Raw genomic sequence first — 18,908 nt, 5'->3', positions numbered from 1 at the left:
TGCCGGGCGATATGTCCGCCCTCCCGCTCGCGTTTCCCGCTCTGGAACGTGATGTCGGGAGGGTGGATGCGCTCGGTTCTTTACGCGGTGTTGTTGTTGTCGACGTGGGTGGGGCTGGGGTGCGCGGCCCACCGCAGTGACCTGGAGATTCCGGACCGGGAGGCCATCTACGACCGTCCACTGGACGAGATGTGGCCGGAGGTCCGGGAGTTCTTCACCCGCAACGAGCTGCCCTTCCGCGAGGACAAGGGCAGCCGGGTGCTGGAGACGGAGTGGCGGCAGGAATTCGGAGGCTCGAAGGTCGCGGGCTTCTTCCACCGCTACATGGTCGTCGGCCGGCGCGAGACGCCCACGACGAGCAAGCTTCAAATCTTCCGCATCACCAAGAGCCGGAACAAGGCGCTGCAGAACCCGGCGGTGCAGCTCGACTGGGGCGTCGGGCGTGGCGTGGGGCTCAAGGGCGGGGACGGTGACATGGGGGCCACGGACGGAGAGAGCTCGGTGCTGACCAGCACCGAGGACTGGGAGGAGGTCATCGCGGAGCCGCGTGGTGAGAACGCCTTCTTCGCCGAGTCGGGGCAGGCGCAGCGTGACCTCCTGATGGAGTGGCGGGTGTTCCGCGAGGTGGCGCTGAAGCTGGCGAAGGAAGAGAACGCGCCCAAGCCGGTGCAGGTGGCCAAGGCGCCCAAGGCGAAGGAAGCGCCGTCGCAGGTGGCCATCGAGTGCGGCCTGCCCATCATCGGCCTGGGCAAGCAGGCCAGGCCCGGCACGGTGATGATGCTGGGTGAGCTGCACGGCACGCAGGAGGTGCCGCGCTTCGTGGCCCAGACGTCCTGCCAGGTGACGGTGGCGGGAACGCCGGTGACGGTGGGATTGGAGTTGCCGCTGGAGAACCAGGGGCGCGTGGATGCGTTCCTCGACAGCCCGGGCGAGGAGGGTGACTGGCTCAAGCTGATGGAGGCGCCGTTCTGGCGCAGCCCGTATCCGGACGGGCGCGGCAGTGAGGCGATGGCGAACATGCTGGAGCAACTGCGTCAGCTTCGCTCGCAGGGGCTGGACGTGGACGTCGTCGTGTTCGACCACCCGAAGGCGAACGGGCAGCAGCGCGAGGACGCGATGGCGGCCACTCTCATCCACCAGGTGGAGTCGGCGCCGAAGCGCTTCTATGTGGTGCTGTCGGGCAACATCCACTCGCGCACGAAGAAGGGCCTGCCGTGGAACAAGGACCACCGGCCCATGGGCTATCTCTTGAAGGAGAAGCTGGACGACGTGGTGGCGCTGGACATGGCGTACGACAGCGGCACGGCGTGGATCTGCTCGGTGGACAGCCAGGGCAAGCGGGACCGGCTGGACTGCGGCGTGCGTGAGACGAAGGGCAAGAACAACGGTGACCGCTACTTCGTGCATACGTGGGACTCGGTGAACTCGGAGGGCTACCACGGCGTGTTCTACGTGGGCTCGGTGAACGCCTCCGCGCCCGCCGTGCACCGGGGGCTGGGGCGTCCGGGCGCGGATGACAACTCGAATCATCCGGCTCCCGACGAAGGCTGGAAGCTGGCGGAGTTCGGGCGCTGACAGCGACGCGGGCGGACCGCGTCACGGCTGCTGCGTGGCCCGGTCCGCTGACGTACGCTCGGCGGGGTGAGCGACATCACTGTCTACCAGCCGGACTTCCTGTACGTGGGAGGCCGGCTCATCGAAGGGGGCGCCCTGGCCGTGGGCGCCGATGGCCGTATCCTCGATTCGACCGCCGTGCCCGCCGGGGCGAGCGTCGTGCGGCTGCGAGGCCGCGCGTTGTTGCCGGGGCTCGTCAATGGCCACTCCCACGCGTTCCAGCGGCTCATCCGCGGGCGCACCGAGTACGTGGTCGCCGGGCACGAGGCGGATGACTTCTGGAGCTGGCGCGAGGCCATGTATCGCGCCGCCGAGTCCCTGGGGCCCGACGACGTCTACGTGGCCTCCCGACAGGTCTTCGTGGAGATGGCGCTCGCCGGCATCACCACCGTGGGCGAGTTCCACTACATCCACCACCAGCAGGACGGCACCCCGTACGCGGACCGGAACGTGCTGGCCAAGGCCGTCATCCGCGCCGCGCGGGACGCGGGCCTGCGCATCTGTCTGCTCCGCGTGGGCTATGCGCGCGCGGGCTTCCAGGTGGCGCCCAATCCCCGGCAGCGGCGCTTCATCGACCCGGACGTGGACACGTTCCTCGCATCGGCGGAGTCGCTCGCGAGCGAGGTGAAGGGCGACGCGGCGGTGAGCGTGGGGCTCGCGCCCCACAGCGTGCGCGCGGTGCCGAAGGGCTGGCTGACCGCCGTCGCCAAGGCGCGAGGCTTCCCCGTGCACATGCACGTCGCCGAGCAGCCCAAGGAGATTGAAGCGAGCCTCGCGGAGTACGGCCGCCGGCCCGTGGAGCTGCTGTCGGACCTGGGGCTGTTGGGGGCGGGCTTCACCGCCGTGCACGGCGTGCACCTGACGGACGAAGAGGTGTCCATGCTGGGCGCCGCTGGCGCGACGGTGTGCGCGTGTCCCTCCACGGAGCGCAACCTGGGGGACGGCATCGTCCCCGCGGACGCGCTGGTGAAGGCGGGAGCGCACATCAGCCTGGGCTCCGACAGCCAGGCGCACGTGGACCTGCTGGACGAGGCCCGTCAGCTCGAGGGGCACCTGCGACTCTCCCGGCTGCGGCGCTCGGTCCTGGACCCGGGAGGTGGACAGGTCTCCGGCCTGGGCGCGCGGCTGCTGGACATGGCCACCTTGGATGGCGCGCGCTGTCTGGGGCTGTCCACGGGGGCGCTGACGCCGGGTGCGCTGGCGGACTTCTTCACGGTGGACCTGGGGCATCCGTCGCTCGTGGGCGCGGGGCCGGAGTCGCTGCTCGTCTCCATCGTCCTGGGCGCGGAGAAGGCGGCGGTGCGCGAGGTGGCGGTGGCCGGGCGGCTGGTGGTCCGGGACGGCGTGCATCCGCTGGCGGAGGAGAGCGGACGCGCCTTCCAGACGCTCGCGCATTCGCTGTATCGCTGACGGGGGCTGGCGCCTGATGCCGGGCGATGGCATGACGCCACGACGGAGGAAGTCTTCATGAGCGACACGCTGCCCGCGCTGCGGGCCACCCTGGCGGAGCTGGTGGCGATGGACACCACGTCCGCGCGCCCCAACGCCCCGCTCATCGACTACGCGCAGGCGCGGCTGGAGAAGGCCGGGTTCAGCGCGGAGCGTCAGCGCTACACGGACGACGCGGGCGTGGAGAAGGTGAACCTGGTCGCGGTGAAGGGCGGCACGGGCCGGGCGGCGCTCGCGCTGGTGGGGCACTCCGACTGCGTGCCGTATGACGCGGCGTGGACGGACGCGCTGAAGCTGACGGAGAAGGACGGCAAGCTCTACGCGCGCGGCGCCTGTGACACGAAGGGCTTCATCGCGTGCGCGCTGCACGCCGCCGAGCGGGCCGAGAAGCTCTCCGCGCCGCTGATGGTGGTGCTCACCGCGGACGAGGAGATTGGCCTCATCGGCGCGAAGAAGCTGGTGGCCGCGGGGCTGGGCCGTGCGCGACACGCCATCGTCGGAGAGCCCACGAAGCTCACGCCGGTGCGCGCGAACAAGGGCTACTGCCTGGCGGAGGTGGAGGTGCTCGGCAAGGAAGGGCACAGCGCGTATCCGGACACGGGCGCGTCGGCCATCTTCCGCGCGGGCCGCTTCCTCAACCGACTGGAGCAACTGGCCACCACGGTGTTGCGCGAGGAGCTCGACGAGGGCTTCCAGCCGCCCTTCACCACGGTGAACGTGGGTGTCATCCAGGGTGGCAAGGCGAAGAACATCCTGCCGGGCTCGTGCCGCTTCACGGTGGAGTGGCGGCCGATTCCAGGGCAGCCCACCGAGCGCGTGTCCGAGCTGCTGGAGTCCATCCGCCAGGAGCTGGTGCGCGACGAGCCCGCGTACGAGGCGCGCATCCGCGTGCTGCGCACGGACCGGGGTGTGAACACGCGCGCGGACGCGGAGGTGGTGCGCTTCCTGGCCGAGGCCAGCGGCAACGCGTCCACCACGGTGCCCTTCGGCACGGAGGCGCCGCAGATGACGGAGCTGGGCGCGGAGGCCGTGGTGTTTGGCCCCGGCGACATCCGCGTGGCCCACCAGACGGGCGAGCATGTCCCCATCGAGGACCTGATTCGCTGCGAGGCCGTGCTGGCCCGCGCCGTCGCGCACTTCTGCGGCAAGTGAGCCTGGGGCCCGTGCGAGGAGCGACCGCCTTCGTTATGAAGGCCCGGTCGCTCCTCCTCCCGGACCTCCGTCATGCACTCCCGTCGACTCCTCTTCCTGCTCTCCAGTGCCCGTGAGAACGGCAACGCGGAGCAGCTCGCCCGCAAGGCCGCGGAGTCCTTGCCCCCGGGCACGGTGGCGGAGTGGGTGAACCTGGAGCGCTACCGAGGGGAGGTCTTCAAGGACCTGCGGCACTCACCCGGCGGCTACACGCAGCCCTTGAGTCCCGAGCTGTGGGACCTCGCCCAGCGCACGGTGTCCGCCGACGAGCTCGTCTTCGTGGCGCCGGTCTACTGGTATGGCCTGCCCGCCAACGCTGTGTCCTACCTTGAGCACTGGTCCCACTGGCTGAGAATCACCGAGCTGCGCTTCCGCGAGCGCATGCGCGGCAAGGTGCTCTCGCTGGTGACCTCCCACTCGTCCGAGGAGGACGACGCCGTCGCCCAGCCCCTGCTCAAGAGCCTCCAGCTCAGCGCGGACTACATGGAGATGCACTGGCGCGGCGCGCTCATCGGCCACGGCAACACGCCCGGTCAGGTGCTCCAGGACCCACGCGCCGTCACGACCGCGCGCGACTTTCTCGTGCGTCCCGTGGTTGTCGCGAAAACCGAAGCTGCCTGAGTCTGTCCCCGCACCGGCGCTGATTTGACGCGTGCTCCGACGCGTCGCTAGGGTGCCGCGCCTTTCGGCCCCGGGGGCCCGCCGCGCATGTGCGTCGAGCCGCGCGCGGCATCGTCAGCCTCGCTGACGCTTCACGTCCCTCCGGCCGATTGTGTCTGGAATCCCTGGAGGGGGAGCTCAATGCAGTGTCGACGTGGGTGGTTCGCGGTGTTGTTGCTGGTGGGAGTGAGCGCGTGGGCCCAGGCGCCCGAGCAGCAGGAGGCCGCCGAGGCGGCGGAGGTGGCGGCCCCGGCATTGCCCGAGCTGCACCTGCGCACGGGCGTGGTGGTGCTGGGCAACGGCCTGGCGAAAATGAACGTCCCCGCCAACTTCGGCTACCTGTCGCCCGAGGACGCGGAGAAGGTGCTCGTGGAGGTGTGGGGCAATCCTCCGGGCACGAAGACGCTGGGCATGCTGGTCCCCTCGGACGTGAGCGTGGACGCGCCGGAGGGGTGGGGCGTCGTCATCCAGTACGACGATGACGGCCACGTGGAGGACAAGGACGCGGCCAGCATCGACTACGCGGAGCTGCTCGAGGAGATGCAGGAGGGCACGCGCGAGGAGAACAAGGAGCGCACCCGCGCGGGCTTCGAGGCCGTGGACCTGGTCGGCTGGGCCGCTACCCCGCACTACGACGCCAGCACGCGCAAGCTGTACTGGGCGCAGGAGCTGGCCTTCGGTGGCTCCAAGGAGCACACGCTGAACTACGCCGTCCGCGTGCTGGGCAAGGAGGGCGTGCTGGTCCTCAACGCCGTCTCCAGCATGGTGGCGCTGCCCCAGGTGGAGAAGGACATGAAGCAGGTGCTGGCCTTCACCGAGTTCCAGCAGGGCCACCGCTACGAGGACTTCGACCCCAGCACCGGCCGCGTCGCCGCGTATGGTGTCGCGGGTCTGGTGGCGGGCAAGGTCGCCGCCAAGGCGGGGCTCTTCAAGGGCCTGCTCGCGGTGCTGCTGGCCGGCAAGAAGGTCGTCATCGCCGGTGTGGTGATGCTGTTCGTCGCGCTGGGCAAGCTGTTCAAGCGCGGCGGCAACAGCGACGGCACGCCGTAGTCAGCTCCGCGTGTGAATCCAGGAGGCTCGGGACTTCGTGTCCCGAGCCTCTTCGCGTTCAGTTCCTCGGCAGCGAGCAGTGGTCCAGGTCTCGGAGCACCTTGCGCGCCTCGGCGATGAGGTCGTGCCCCTGGGTGCCCTGCGCCACGCGGGCGATGAGCTTCATGTCCGGCGTGAGGCGGTAGTAGCCCTTCGAGCGCTGCACCAGCCCCGCGACCTTCGGTCCGTCGAGCAGCGCGTCCGCGCCCAGCGTCACCACCAGCCGCTGCGGCCCCACCTCCAGGCCGCGCAGCCGGAGGTCGCGCATGTCGATCTTCAGCAGCGTCAGCTCGGACAGGTGGTCCACCTCGTCCGGGGCCTCGCCGTAGCGGTCCACCAGCTCCGCGCGCAGGTCCGTGACCTCGTCCGGGTGGCTGGCCTGGCTGAAGCGCTTGTAGAAGACGAGCCGCTGGTGCACGTCCGCCACGTAGTCGTCCGGGATGAGCGCGGGCATGGGCAGCGTGACGTCCGGTTCAATCTGCACCTTGGGCGGCTGGCCCTGCAGCTCCGCGACGGCCTCCTCCAGGAGCTGCGCGTACATGTCGAAGCCAATCTCGGCGATGGCGCCGGACTGCTTCTCGCCCAGCAGGTTGCCCGCGCCGCGAATCTCCAGGTCGTGACTGGCGATGGAGAAGCCCGCGCCCAGCTCGGTGAAGTTCTGGAGCACCTCCAGCCGGCGCTGCGCGTCGCGCGTCACCGCCCGGCGCGTGGGCACCAGCAGGTACGCGTACGCGCGCTCCTTGGAGCGGCCCACGCGACCTCGCAGCTGGTAGAGCTGCGCCAGACCGAACTGGTCCGCCCGATTGACAATCATCGTGTTGGCGCTGGAGATGTCGATGCCGCTCTCGATGATGGCCGTGCACAGCAGCACCTGGTGCTTGCGCTCGGTGAACTCCAGCATGACCTTCTCGAGCTGCCCCTCGCCCATCTGTCCGTGCGCCACGCCGATGGACAGCTGCGGCACCAGCTCGCGCAGCTGCTGCTCCATGGAGGGCAGCGACTCGACGCGGTTGTGCACGAAGAACACCTGCCCGCCGCGGGCAATCTCGCGTTCAATCGCCTCCTTCACCACCATCGGGTCGTACTTCATCACGAAGGTGCGGATGGCGCGCCGGTCCTGCGGCGGCGTGGCGATGATGCTCATGTCGCGCACGCCAGACATGCTCATGTGCAGCGTGCGGGGGATGGGCGTCGCCGTCAGCGTCAGCACGTCGATCTGGGAGCGCCACTTCTTCAGCGACTCCTTCTGCTTCACGCCGAAGCGCTGCTCCTCGTCGACGATCATCAGCCCCAAATCCTTGAAGGCCACCTCGCCGCCCAACAGCTTGTGCGTGCCGATGAGGATGTCGACCTTGCCCTCCTTGGCGCGCTTGAGGATTTCGCGCACCTCCGGCGGCTTCTTCAGGCCGGAGATGACCTCCACCGTGACGGGGTAGTCCTTGAAGCGCTTCTTGAAGGAGAGGAAGTGCTGCTGCGCCAGCACGGTGGTGGGCACCAGCACCGCCACCTGCTTGCGGTCCAGCGTCGCCTTGAAGGCCGCGCGCATGGCGACCTCCGTCTTGCCGTAGCCCACGTCGCCGCAGACCAGCCGGTCCATGGGCTCCGGCTTCTGCATGTCGGAGAGCACGTCCTCAATCGCCTTGGCCTGGTCCGGCGTCTCCTCGAACTCGAAGTCCGCCTCGAACTGGGCGAAGTAGCGGTCCGGCGCGCTGAAGGCGTGTCCCGGGTGCGCGCGGCGCGAGGCGGCGATTTGCAGGAGCTCCGCCGCCATCTTGAGCAGCTGCTCCTTGACGCGCTTCTTCGTCTTCTCCCAGCTCGTCGTGCCCAGCTTGTCGAGCTGGACCGTCTCCGGGTTGCCGCCGGTGAACTTCTGGATGAGCCGCATGCGGCCCACCGGCAGGTAGATTTTGTCCCGGCCCGCGTACTCCAGGACGAGGAAGTCCCCGGGCACGCCGTTCACCTGCATCTTCGTCAGGCCCGAGTAGCGGCCGATGCCGAAGTCGGTGTGGACGATGAGGTCGCCTTCCTTCAGGTCCTTGAAGCCCGCGGCGAACGCGTCCAGCTTCTTGCCGCGCTTGACGCGCCGACGCGCGCGGACGCCGAAGATCTCCTCGTCCGACAGGAGCGCCAGCCCGCCCCCGCCGTCCACGAAGCCCTGGCTCACCTCGCCCGTGAAGAGGTGCGCCCAGACGGACGGCTCGTACAGCGCCGACGCGTCCTTCATGGGCTCGGTGTGCACCTTCACCATGACGTTGCGGTCGAGCAAGAGCCGCTTGAGCCGGTCCGCCTGGCTCAGGGTGCCGCACGCCACCGCGCACGCCACGCGCGAGTCGCGCCAGCGCTGCAGCCGCTCGACCAGGGGTTGCAGCGCGCCCTCCTCGCCATGGTGCGCGAGGATGGCCTCCCGCAGGTCCTGCGTGCCGCCAAACTGGAACAACACCGGCGGCTTCTCCGACTGCGTCAGCGACAGCCCACCGCCCTCGACGACGCGATAGGCGGACAGCTGCTGCTCCACCGCGTCGCGCGACAGGAAGTGCTCGGCCGGCGGGCACACCAGGTCCTTGCGCTCCTCGGCCTGGGCGAAGGTGCGCTCCAGCTCCTCCCACAGCGCGTCCGCCGCGCGCGACAGCTCCAGCGGATCGTCCAGGTAGAAGACGGGCCCCTCGGGGCTCCACGCGCGCAGGAAGTCGAACACCGTGGCCAGCCCACCCTCGAACAGCCCGGGGAGCAGCCCCTCCAGCCCGAAGCCGGGCAGGCCCTCGCGCAGCGCGTCCAGCCGCTCGCGCAGCTGGATGGTGGGCAGGTTGATGCGGTCGGCGACGGCGCGCGCGGCGGCCTCCGCGCGGGGGCGGGTGTCCTCGGTGAGCAGGAGCTCCCGCGCGGGCACCAGGTCCACTTCCTTCAGCGCGTCCACCGTGCGCTGCGACTCCGGGTCGAAGGCGCGGATGGAGTCGATGGTGTCACCGAAGAACTCCAGGCGCACCGGCTTGTCGTAGAGCGGGCTGAAGACGTCGAGCAGCCCTCCGCGCACGGAGAACGTCCCCACGTCCTCCACCATGGGGCTGTTCTGGTAGCCCATGCGCGAGAGCTTCCGCGCCAGCGCGTCGCGGTCGTACTCCTGGCCCACCGTCACCCGGTCCGTGAGCCGGGCCATGACGTCCGGGCGCAGCATGCGGCGGTACAGCGCGCGCAGGGACAGCACCAGCACCGGGAAGCGCGTGCCCCGCGCCAGGTGGTACAGCGCGCCGATGCGCTCGGTGACGACGGCCGCGTCCGGGGACAGCTCGTCGTAGGGGAGCACCTCGTCCGCGGGCAGCCGCAGCACCCCCGGCTCTCGCAGCGTGCCCGTTCCGCCCAGGAAGAAGGCCAGGTCGGAGGCCAGGCTGTCGGCCGCCTCCTCGTCCGCCGCCACGCACACCAGCGGCGCCCTCGCCTCGCGATGCAGCCGGGCGAGCACGTGGCCCCGGGCCGCGCCCTTCAGGCCCTGGGTGCGTGTGCGCTGGCCTGCGCGCAGCTCCCCGAGCAGCCGGGAGAAGGTGTCCGCCGCCACGAGAGGCACGCCACCGTCCCGCGCCGCCTCGCCATCCAACCTCTGTGTGTAAGGACTGTCCATGAGTGGACCCCTGAGGGCCCCGGGGTAATTAGGGGCGCGCCCCTGACAGGTCAACGACAGAGCGCGTCGCCTGTCGTGTGTCGGAGCCGACGCGGCCCGGAGTGCTGTGTCCGCCACGAATCAGCCGTACCGGGGCTGGGTTGGCCGCATGCCTGGGGCAGGGCCTACTCTTCCTCAAGGCATCGCTGGGGGGTGCCACACGCCAGCCATGCAATCCGGCCGTTGGAACAGGGTGATGAGCGGGGCGGGCGCGCCCCCCTCCGAAGCCGTGGTGGTGCTGCGCAGCGTCCGTTCCGCTGAGCAGGGCATCCTGGACTTCGAATGCGTCTCCGCGAACGTGCACGCGGAGCGCTGGTTGGGGCGCGAGGAGCGCTCCCTGGTGCGCCAGCGCCTGCTCGAGGAGGCTGCGTGGGTGGGCGAATGTGGCCTGTTCGCCGCGTGTGTCCGGGTGGCCGTGCGACGCGAGCCCGAAATCATCCGCGTCTCGCGCCAGTCCTCCGTGGGGCCGGTGTGGCTGCTCGCCCGCGTGTCCCCGTGGGAGGACGGCGTCGTCGTCTTCCTGGAGGATTTGACGGAGCGGATGGCCGCCGAGGAGACGCTGAGACGCGACCATGACCTGCTGCACGCGGTCATCGAGAGCGCCACCGACGCCATCTACGTGAAGGACGTGGACGCGCGCTACGTGCTCATCAACCCGGCCACGGCGCGCGCCTTCAACCGGGCGCCGCAGGACATCCTGGGGCGCACGGACCTGGAGCTCCTGGGCCAGGACATCGCCGGGCCCACGCTGGCGCACGACCGCGCGGTGATGGAGTCGGGCGTCACCGCCACGTACGAGGACTCCGAGGGCGGCCCGGGCAGCGACCGCATCTGGCAGACGACCAAGGGCGTGCTGCGCCGGGGCGACGGCACCGTCTACGGCCTGTTCGGCATCAGCCGGGACGTCACCGCGCGGCGCCGCCAGGAGCTGGAGCGGGACGAGGAGGCGCGCTTCCAGGAGCGCTTCATCGGCGTGCTGGGACACGATCTGGGCAACCCGCTGGCGGCGGTGCGGCTGTCCGCGGCGGCGCTGCTCGCCCAGCCGACGCTGACGCCGGAGGTGCGACGGGTGGCGACGCGCATCGACGGGAGCGCCGAGCGCATGGCGCGGCTGGTGAAACAACTGCTCGACTTCACCCGCGCGCGCATGGCGGGTGGCATCCCCTTGCGTCCGCGCGAGGTGTGCATGGAGTCGGTGTGCCGGCGCATCATCTCCGAGCTGGAGCCGGCCCATCCGGACCAGCGCGTGGACCTGGAGGTGGTGGGGGACTCGCGCGGCGTCTGGGACGAGGAGCGGCTGGGGCAGGTGCTCTCCAACCTGGTGGGCAACGCCCTGCAGCACAGCCCCGCGGGCACGTCCGTGCGCGTGCGGCTGGCGGCGAGCGAGCCACTCTTCCAGCGGGTGGAGGTGCACAACGTGGGGCCGCCGATTCCGGAGTCGCTGCGCCCGCGCCTGTTCGCGCCCTTCCACCGCGGCACGCCCGAGCCGGGCATGCCCAGGCCGCATCGCCACGGGCTGGGGCTGGGGCTCTACATCGTGTCGCAGATCGTCACCGCCCACGGTGGGTGGGTGGACGTCGCGTCCTCGCAGGAGGCGGGCACGTGCTTCGCGGTGACGCTGCCCCGGGTGGCCCAGTCGCAGGACGAGGCCCAGACGCGCTGGGCCTGAGGGACGAGGCCCAGACGCGCGGTGGTGTCGGTCAGTACCGGGCGTAGCGCGCCGCGGCGCGCAGGCGCAGCATGTCGTTGAGCGCGCCCGGGTCCACCAGCTCCAGCGCCGCCGCCCCGCGGAGGCCGCGGTAGCGGTAGTCCTCCTCGTCCTCTTCGCCCTTGTCCTTGTCCTTGTCCTTCCCGTCGCCCTTGTCCTTGCCGTCATCGGGGCGCAGGGACAGAGGCTCGGGCCGGGAGAGTCCCGGCTCGATGCGCGGGGTGCTCAGCGCGTGGGCCTGCACGGAGGTGAAGACGCCCGCGAGGGCCAGGCAGAAAACGAAGAGGGTCGAAAGGGTCTTCATGAGGGGGCTCCGTTTCTCTTCTCGGCAAGACGCGAGCCCGAAACGGTTATTCAGCCCCGAGGCCCGCCCCTACCTGGTCTTCATGGTGCGGATGTATCCCACCAGCGCGTCGATCTGCGCGGCGGTGAGCTTGTCGTTGAAGGCCTTCATCTTCGTGTTGCGCGGCGAGCCGTCGGCGATGGCCGTGCGGATGTCCGCGTCGGACTGGGCCGCCTGCCAGGCAGGCTGGCTCATGTCGGTGATGGACTCCTTCTTGCCCATCTTCGTGTCCGCCTTGCCGGTGTCGCCGTGACAGGACTTGCACTTGGCCTTCCACACCTCGACGACGTCGTCGGCCGCGTGGGCGGCGGGGGCCAGACACAGGCTCATCATCAGGGCGAACCGCTTCATCATCGTCACTGCCTCCTTGGGAGGCCCTGACTGTGACATGGAACGCTGGCTTCAGGGAGTGCACCCGGCGGCGGTGGGCTGAAGCTCGCAGTCCATCAAGGTCGGGTTCCCGGTGAGTGCGTCCACCTGGAGCACGCGGTCCGGCACGGCCGGGTCCTGTGGCCCGCGCTTGCGGAGGATGCGCAGCGAGCCCGTCACCGGCGCCGCCCCCTCCGGGTCGCACATGGTGGAGCCCCGGGGGGCGACAGGGCGCGCGGTCTCTCCGAGCCAGCACAGGCCGTGCAGGCTGGAGACGTCCAGCTCGGGGGACACCGCGAACGCGTCCCCCACCTGCGCGCAGGTGCAGCCGGACGTGCCGCACGCGGCGGTGAGGCACTCGGTCCGGGGGCATTGGGAGCCCCAGGTGTCCCCGGGCGCGCAGTCGGGCTTCTCCCAGCGCAGGGCGGGCTGGCTGACGCCGTTCTCCACCGTGGTGGTGCGCATGAGCCGCACCGCCTGCCGCGTGCTCCGGGCCTGCTGCCGGGCCTCCTGCGCGGCCAGGAGGATGGAGCGCGAGGCGGCGCCGGCGCGTTGGTTGCGCGTGAGCGCCTGGTAGCCCGTGGTGGCCAGGGCCGTGAGCAAGCCGAGGATACCGAGCGCGACCATCAGCTCGATCAACGTCATGCCGTGTCGTCGTCGTGTGACTTGCATGGTGGTGTCAGCCCCCGGCGTAGCCGAAGTTGCGCGGCGTCACGCGGATGAGGAAGTGGCGTCGCTTGTAGCCGTCGTCGGGGTTGCCCTCGTCGTCGTCGGGGAGCGTCCCCGCGTCGGGCGACCCGCGCGCGGCCTCCCGGTCCGGCCGCGCGGAGCGCGCGGTGATGAGCAGCTCCACCACGCGCACGCGTCGCATCAGCTCGTCCCGCGCGCTGCCCGGTCCGTGGTCCAGCGCGCCCATGGTGCCCGCGTCGCCGGGGATGAGGCCCCAGCACTGGGTGTTGGTGCACTGGTCGATGGGCGGACGCTCGGTGTCCGGGTCCGGGAAGTAGCGCAGCGGGTCGCTCGGGTTCTCCAGCGTGGCGACCCCCAGGCGGACACGGAGCTGTTCAATCTCCTCCGACAGCACCCGGAACTCCTCGGGGCCCAGCGAACCGTCCGGGTCCAGCTCCAGGGCGGGCCGCCCCTGGCGCCAGTTGACGCGGTAGATGCGCGAGGTCACCGGCATGAGCATCGCGTCGTCGTCGTTGCCGACCAGCCACAGCGGCGCGCTGTTCCCCGCCGTGGCGGTGCAGTAGCTGTTGACGTCGAACGCCGTGGCCCCAGGGGCTCCAGGGAGCCAGGCGATGTTCTTGGCCTCGGTGTCGGGAAGGACGAGGAGGTTGCGCTGGGCCTGTGCCACTCCCACGCATGCGCCTCGGGCAGACGGATCCGCCGCGACGAGCGCGCTCCCCGTGGGGATGCCCGCGTCGGTGCCGGGGGGCGCGGCCACCACCAGGCACACCTGCGTGGTGGCCGTCAGGCGGGCGTCCGTATTGCCGCCGGCGCAGCCCCTCATCCTCAAGGAGCGCGCGCTGTCCGCCTCGAAGATCTCCAGCACATCCGAGCGGAGGGTCGCGTAGGCGCCACTGGGCGGCACGTATCCGGCGGAGGCGCCCGCCGCGCTGGTCACGTTGATGGCGTAGCGCAGCTCCCCGGGGGCTCCGCCCAGGTAGAGCGGTGAGCTGCCGAAGCCCTCTCCAGCGCGCTGGAGCGAGGGGGTGAACAAGTCCCGCGCCGCGCGGGCGGCGTTCTGCGTCTCCATGGTGCGCTCCTCGAGGAAGCCGCGCCGCTGGAGATAGGTGCCCGCGGACACCGCGCCGGCGATGACCACCAGCGCGATGGTGCTGGCCATCATCAGCTCGATGAGGCTGAAGCCACGAGTGTGGGGCGCGCGGCTCATGGCGTCATCCGGGTCTGCAGGGCCACCGCGCGCAGGACCTTGTCCGGGTCCTGCCAGCTCACGGTGACACGCACGTTGACGACGTTGGGCAGCCTGACGCCAGGGATGAGGTCGCGGGCCAGCACGGGCGTCCCCGCCTCCTCGCCCTCCATGGGCGGGTCCACGTCCACCGCGACGTCGTACTTCATCCGCACGGGCTCGCCCGCGGCGGGCGCCAGGTAGCGCGGCGTGCCGTTGGCGCTCCACCACACCTCATGCCGGTCCCGGTCCAGCGCCTCGATGTTCTGGCAGGGGCGGCCGGGCGCGGGGGTGACACACCTCATCGCGGTGATGCGCTCCAGCTCCTGCTCCGCGATGAGGCCCGCCTGGGCCTGGATGAGGTTGCGGCGGTTCTGCTTCGCGGCGGCGAGCACCGCGAGCGCGATGCCGAGGATGCCGAACACCACCACCACCATGGTGGCCATGGCCTCCAGCAGCGTGGCCCCCCGGTGAGCGCGACGAAGGGCCCTCATGGGACCACCCCCTGGATGTTGCCGGTGGTCTTCACGTCCCAGATGAGCGTGCGCGCCGTGCTCCCCTGGCCGTTGCCTGTCTCGTTGTTGAAGACATCCGAGCCGTTGTTCATGAGCTTGAAGCCGTTGTTGGTCTGGATGACGACCTTCTTGTCGAAGATGAGCGGCTGGGTGAGGCTGTGTCCCTCCAGGCTGGCGTCGCTCGAGGGCTGGGGCGCGCCGTTGCTCCCGTTGAAGGCGTAGACCCGGCCGCTCTCGTCGGCGTCGAGGCTGCACTGGTTGGCGGAGGTGCCCACGGCGGTGGCCGTGTGGACGACGCCGTCCTCGTCCACGGAGACGCCGCCCCAGACCACCTGCCTGGGCCCGAGCTTCTGCACCCAGGCGACGCTCCGCCCCGAGCACCCGGAGGCCAGCGGGTTTGCGTCGACGAAGGCCATCACGTGGTAGCGGGGACGCGGGTCTCGGTCCACGTCCTCGTTGTCCAGGTCCGGGTTGTTGCCGGTGCCCATGTAGATGCGCACGGAGGTGCCGGAGCCGGAGCGCTCCTGGCTCACCGCTATCTGCGAATAGAGGCCCTGCTTCGCCGCGTCGTCGATCACCTGATTGGTCGCGGGGTCCCGGTCGTTGCGTGCGTCGGCGATGATGCACGATGGGACGACCGAACCCATGGGGCGGGTCGCGTCGACGTCACGCAGGTTGACGCGGAACACGCGGGCCTTCGTCGTGGGGACGTAGACGACGTCGTAGTTGCTGTCGCCGTCCACGTCGATGGCCACGGGCGCGCCACCGACGCCCTCGCCCTCGTCACCCAGCACCACGACGCCCGCCAGCTTCCGCTTGAGCGCGGTCTGCCCGGCATGGGCCACCTGGATGGGCAGCCCCGTCTTCACGTCGATGAGATACAGCGTGGCGCGGCCGCCCGCGTTCCTGGGTGAGTAGTCGGACGCGAACGCCGCCACCCACTTCTTGCCTCCGCGCGTGCCGAAGTCCATGCGCACCAGGAGCGGGTTGTGCCGCGAGCCGCTGGTGTCGGGGCGCAGGGAGAAGTGCTCCTCCAGGAGCTTGCAGGTGCTGCTGGTGCTGGTGCACGGGTCTCCCGAGGTGTTGAAGCGATCTCTCTGAACGTCCAGCTCCCAGAGGACGCCGGGGTAGTTGGCCGCGGTCTCCGTGGGACGCGTGACGTCCAGCGCGAAGAAGACGCTCTGCTGGGGGCCGGTGGGGCTGACGAGCACCGTCTTCGCGTCGGTGCGCTCGTTGGGCTGGGTGCTCAAGCGCCACTGGGTGCCCGTGGCGGGGTTGTGGCCGGTGTCGGGCTGGTACTCGTTGCCCGAGCGCAGGTCCACCACCGTCACGGCCGGAGACGCGTCCACGGAGGCGCGCTTCGCCTTGTCGTTGCCGCGCACGTAGTTCTCCGCGAAGAAACGCAGCAGCTTGCCGGGTATGTAGGCGTACAGTTCGCCGCCCGTGCCATACTCGCGGCCCGCGGAGCAGCCCGAGTCGTGGGCGAAGTACCCTCGGAAGTCCCGGAAGGACGTGCAGGAGTCATCTCCGGCGCGCAGCTCACCGAGCGACAGGGCGTGCAGGAAGCCCGAGGTGCTGCCGATGAAGGCCGCCGCGCCACGGGTCTTCATCACCGTGTTGCCGATGAAGCTGTTGCTGCGGTACGCCGCCTGCTCGCTGAGCGACGCCCGCTTCACCCAGGTGGGCTCGCTGGCGGGGCCGACGATGGCCGCCGTGGACAGGTTGATGCCGCCCATGGGCCAGGTGCGCCGAGTGACGGGGCCGGAGGCGAGGCTGTTGTCCTCCCACCCGTACAGCCAGTTGCGCAGGGCGTTTCGGTCCAGCTTGTCGCACAGGCCATCCTGGTTCAGGTCATACCGGCGGCCCAGGGTGGATGCGCAGTAGTTGCGAGCCTCGTCGTTGGTGTTGGCGACGGTGGGGAACAGGGGGCTGTTGTTGTCGTCCTGTCCGGCCTGGGAGGCCACCGTGACGCGCGAGGTGGGCGTCGTCGCGGGGGCGCTGGTGAAGAGCTGGCGGTCATTGGGCGAGGCCGTGCGAATCAGGCGGTTGAGCTGCTCGCCTCCGTCCCACTGGTTCCAGTCGTCCGCCTCCGTGTTGGCGCGGTTGGGCTGGTCCGGTTCGTACAGTCGCCGCAGGTAGACGTGGCCCCGCTCGGCCACGTCCAGTCGCTGGTCGTAGACGCGCTTGGAGGGATAGAGCGGGTTGCCGGAGGACTGCTCGTACCAGGGCTCGGGCGTGTACCAGGTCCGCCCCGGCGTCTCCGACACCCCGAGGATGACGGTGTTGGCCACGCCCAGGCTCGCGGCGCGGCCGTACTGGCCCGCCTTCTGCGCCTTGTAGGAGATGTTCACGTTGGCGATGGTGGGCTGGCACGACTCGCCGGGGCTCTCGAAGACCGCGCGCCAGCACAGCTGCGAGCCGGTGAAGCCCTGCTCCAGGAAGTCGTTCACCGTCCGGGTGATGTTCACCCGAGTCCCCGGATTGGCCGTGGCGTCCGGGAAGGGCATCGTCACCCAATGGGGCGCGGGGTTGAGCTGGAAGTCTGGGTCGGTCGTGTTGCACCGGTCCACGCACACCTTGCAGTCCAGCGACACCTGATAGGTGATTTGCGGCTTGGGCTGCACGTAGCCGTCGGGTATCGGGTTGGGCGCTGGCGGCTGGCAGTCACTGGTCTGGTTGTTGAACCGGTAGTAGGGCTGGTCGTCGATGGTCATCTCGACGGAGGTGATGGTGTAGTCCTGGGCGACATCGAGCGGGATGCTCGACACCAGGTCCGACTTGTAGATGCCGTTGTTCTGCTTGTTGATGAGGATGACGGTGTCGTCGTAGGTCCGGTTGCCGCCGGAGTTCTGGTCCTCCCACCCGAGAATCCAGACGCGGGGGTTGTCCACGGGCGCGCCCACCAGCGTGTGCGCGGCCCGCCGGAAGTAGGATTTGACCTCCTGGTTCTGGTTCGTGTTGAAGCGGACCTGGCCGTAGGTGGGGGAGCGCAGGCGGTCATAGGCGACGCCGTCGAGCCAGCCGTTGCGCAGCTCCTTCACGGTGACGATGTCGTCCTTCGTCTGATGCAGGTCCAGGTTGAGCAGTGTCTTGGTGAAGAAGACGTTGATGTCACCGTGGCCCCACAGGTCGCACTGCAGCCGCGCGCCGCCGCCCTGGGACGCGGGCCAGGTCGTCATCTTGGTGATGAAGCAGGTGTCGGTGCCGTCGTAGATCTGCTCCACGTACGTGACGAGGAAGAAGACGATCTCCCGCTGTCCCTGGATGACGCCCATCTTCTTGCGGCGGTCCTCCTCGTTGGGGGCATCGAGGGGATTCCTGCCGGGGATGAGCACGCCCCGGTCATCGAAGGCGCTGGCCTTGTAGTCGGGCAGACCATCCTGTCCCGTGGCCAGGCGGCTGTCCCAGACGGGCCCCACGGCGGTGCGCACGCCGTTGACCTCGCGCCATGCCGTGCGCGGCTGGAAGCACTCCGAGGTGGGTGAATCGCCGGAGATGTTGCCCGTGGGGCAGTGGTTGTCATCGTCGTCCGTGGCGAGGAAGACGAGGTGCCCGATGCCCCGGTTGCCGTTCTCCTGGGACCTGGGCTCGAGCAGGTTGGGGATGTGTGGGAAGAGCCCCCGGTCGCTGAAGTAGCTGTCGACGTTCGTGGGGTTGGTCTGCATGTTGTCTTCGCCGTTCAACACACCCGCGGGGTGGTCCATCACCCGGGCGCCCACCACGCCGCCGCTGGGCTTGGTGCCATAGGCGTCCTGCCAGCGGCGCGGTCCCGCCGTGGCGCTGTAGGTGCTGGCGGCGTTGCAGGGGCCGGTGAGCAGGTCCGGTTCGCGCAACGTCACCGTGGTGTTGTCGGCGCGCTTGTGTTGGAAGGTCTTCGCTTGGTTTCCGCAGCGGGGCCCGTCGCCGATATAGGTCTGCGGGTCGAGGTTGTAGAGATGCTCGTGGAAGTCCGGCACGCCGTTGCCGTTCTTGTCGAGCAGGACGTCGTCGTTGGGGTTGTCCACGTCCTTCGGGTCGATGTACCCGCCGGCGATGAGGTCGTCGTAATAGAACCAGCCCAGCGTGTTGGAGGCGCCGCCGCCGGCCTGGTCATGGACGAGGAGCGCCTCCAACTCCTGGTCGAAGGGCAGGATGATGCGTTCGGGGTCCAGGATGCTGCGGTTGGTGTTGAGGCGCAGCTTGTTGTCGGGCGTGAGGATGACAGCGGTGGGGTAGCCGGCATCGGCGGTGAAGGGCGGCTGCTTGTCCTTGCCCGTCTCGTCGATGCAGGGGTTGTAGGAGACGGAGGGGGTTCCTCCGTCCTGTTGGGCGAGCGCCGGGAGCGCGGTGACGAGCGCCAGCGCGGCGATGAGCAGAGGTCGTGCGTACGGCATGGGGAGTCCTGGGGTGGGGTGCGGGAAAGG

Annotated in this window: 13 protein-coding genes; 6 read left to right on the top strand and 7 right to left on the bottom strand. The window is 69.9% G+C overall.

What is annotated here, in order from left to right:
• Positions 1-66: 66 nt before the first annotated feature.
• The 5 genes from OWM54_RS15385 to OWM54_RS15365 all read left to right on the top strand — a co-directional run bounded on the left by OWM54_RS15385 (position 67) and on the right by OWM54_RS15365 (position 5,964).
• Positions 67-1,575, top strand: a complete 1,509-nt coding sequence (locus OWM54_RS15385) for a hypothetical protein (RefSeq protein WP_267697971.1) — start codon at positions 67-69, stop codon at positions 1,573-1,575.
• A 66-nt stretch (positions 1,576-1,641) separates the two neighbouring features.
• Complete coding sequence (hutF, locus tag OWM54_RS15380; protein ID WP_267697970.1) at positions 1,642-3,024, top strand: formimidoylglutamate deiminase; 1,383 nt, start codon at positions 1,642-1,644, stop codon at positions 3,022-3,024.
• Between the two features lie 57 nt (positions 3,025-3,081).
• On the top strand, positions 3,082-4,215 hold the full coding sequence (gene argE / locus OWM54_RS15375; RefSeq protein WP_223746102.1) for an acetylornithine deacetylase: 1,134 nt from the start codon (positions 3,082-3,084) through the stop codon (positions 4,213-4,215).
• Between the two features lie 72 nt (positions 4,216-4,287).
• A complete protein-coding gene (locus tag OWM54_RS15370; RefSeq protein ID WP_267697969.1) occupies positions 4,288-4,875 on the top strand; it encodes a flavodoxin family protein in 588 nt (195 codons plus the stop codon).
• Between the two features lie 180 nt (positions 4,876-5,055).
• Complete coding sequence (locus tag OWM54_RS15365; protein WP_267697968.1) at positions 5,056-5,964, top strand: DUF2167 domain-containing protein; 909 nt, start codon at positions 5,056-5,058, stop codon at positions 5,962-5,964.
• 58 nt (positions 5,965-6,022) lie between these two features.
• Here OWM54_RS15365 and mfd read toward each other — a convergent pair whose 3' ends face one another.
• Positions 6,023-9,616, bottom strand: a complete 3,594-nt coding sequence (gene mfd, locus OWM54_RS15360; protein ID WP_267697967.1) for a transcription-repair coupling factor — start codon at positions 9,614-9,616, stop codon at positions 6,023-6,025.
• A 235-nt stretch (positions 9,617-9,851) separates the two neighbouring features.
• On the opposite strand from mfd, the gene OWM54_RS15355 reads away from it, so the two are divergent.
• The gene (locus OWM54_RS15355) at positions 9,852-11,324 is read left to right on the top strand and encodes a PAS domain-containing sensor histidine kinase (RefSeq protein ID WP_223746106.1); all 1,473 of its coding nucleotides are present in this window, start codon (positions 9,852-9,854) and stop codon (positions 11,322-11,324) included.
• A gap of 31 nt (positions 11,325-11,355) precedes the next feature.
• Here OWM54_RS15355 and OWM54_RS15350 read toward each other — a convergent pair whose 3' ends face one another.
• The 6 genes from OWM54_RS15350 to OWM54_RS15325 all read right to left on the bottom strand — a co-directional run bounded on the left by OWM54_RS15350 (position 11,356) and on the right by OWM54_RS15325 (position 18,878).
• Positions 11,356-11,667 carry a hypothetical protein gene (locus OWM54_RS15350; RefSeq protein WP_223746107.1) on the bottom strand — a complete coding sequence of 104 codons (312 nt, stop codon included), beginning with the start codon at positions 11,665-11,667 and terminating at the stop codon, positions 11,356-11,358.
• Between the two features lie 69 nt (positions 11,668-11,736).
• On the bottom strand, positions 11,737-12,060 hold the full coding sequence (locus OWM54_RS15345; protein ID WP_267697966.1) for a c-type cytochrome: 324 nt from the start codon (positions 12,058-12,060) through the stop codon (positions 11,737-11,739).
• A 48-nt stretch (positions 12,061-12,108) separates the two neighbouring features.
• Complete coding sequence (locus OWM54_RS15340) at positions 12,109-12,747, bottom strand: prepilin-type N-terminal cleavage/methylation domain-containing protein (RefSeq protein ID WP_255665754.1); 639 nt, start codon at positions 12,745-12,747, stop codon at positions 12,109-12,111.
• A 7-nt stretch (positions 12,748-12,754) separates the two neighbouring features.
• Complete coding sequence (locus OWM54_RS15335; RefSeq protein WP_267697965.1) at positions 12,755-13,972, bottom strand: PilW family protein; 1,218 nt, start codon at positions 13,970-13,972, stop codon at positions 12,755-12,757.
• Positions 13,969-14,484 carry a type IV pilus modification PilV family protein gene (locus OWM54_RS15330; RefSeq protein ID WP_223783482.1) on the bottom strand — a complete coding sequence of 172 codons (516 nt, stop codon included), beginning with the start codon at positions 14,482-14,484 and terminating at the stop codon, positions 13,969-13,971. The genes OWM54_RS15335 and OWM54_RS15330 overlap by 4 nt, the downstream gene beginning before the upstream one ends.
• Positions 14,481-18,878 (bottom strand): pilus assembly protein PilY, encoded by a 4,398-nt coding sequence (locus OWM54_RS15325; protein WP_223783481.1) that lies wholly within the window; start codon positions 18,876-18,878, stop codon positions 14,481-14,483. Before OWM54_RS15325 ends, OWM54_RS15330 begins: the two co-directional genes overlap by 4 nt.
• Positions 18,879-18,908 lie beyond the last annotated feature (30 nt).

The sequence above is a fragment of the Myxococcus sp. MISCRS1 genome (assembly GCF_026626605.1).
GTDB lineage: Bacteria > Myxococcota > Myxococcia > Myxococcales > Myxococcaceae > Myxococcus > Myxococcus fulvus.
This window is presented reverse-complemented; position numbering and strand designations above follow the sequence as displayed.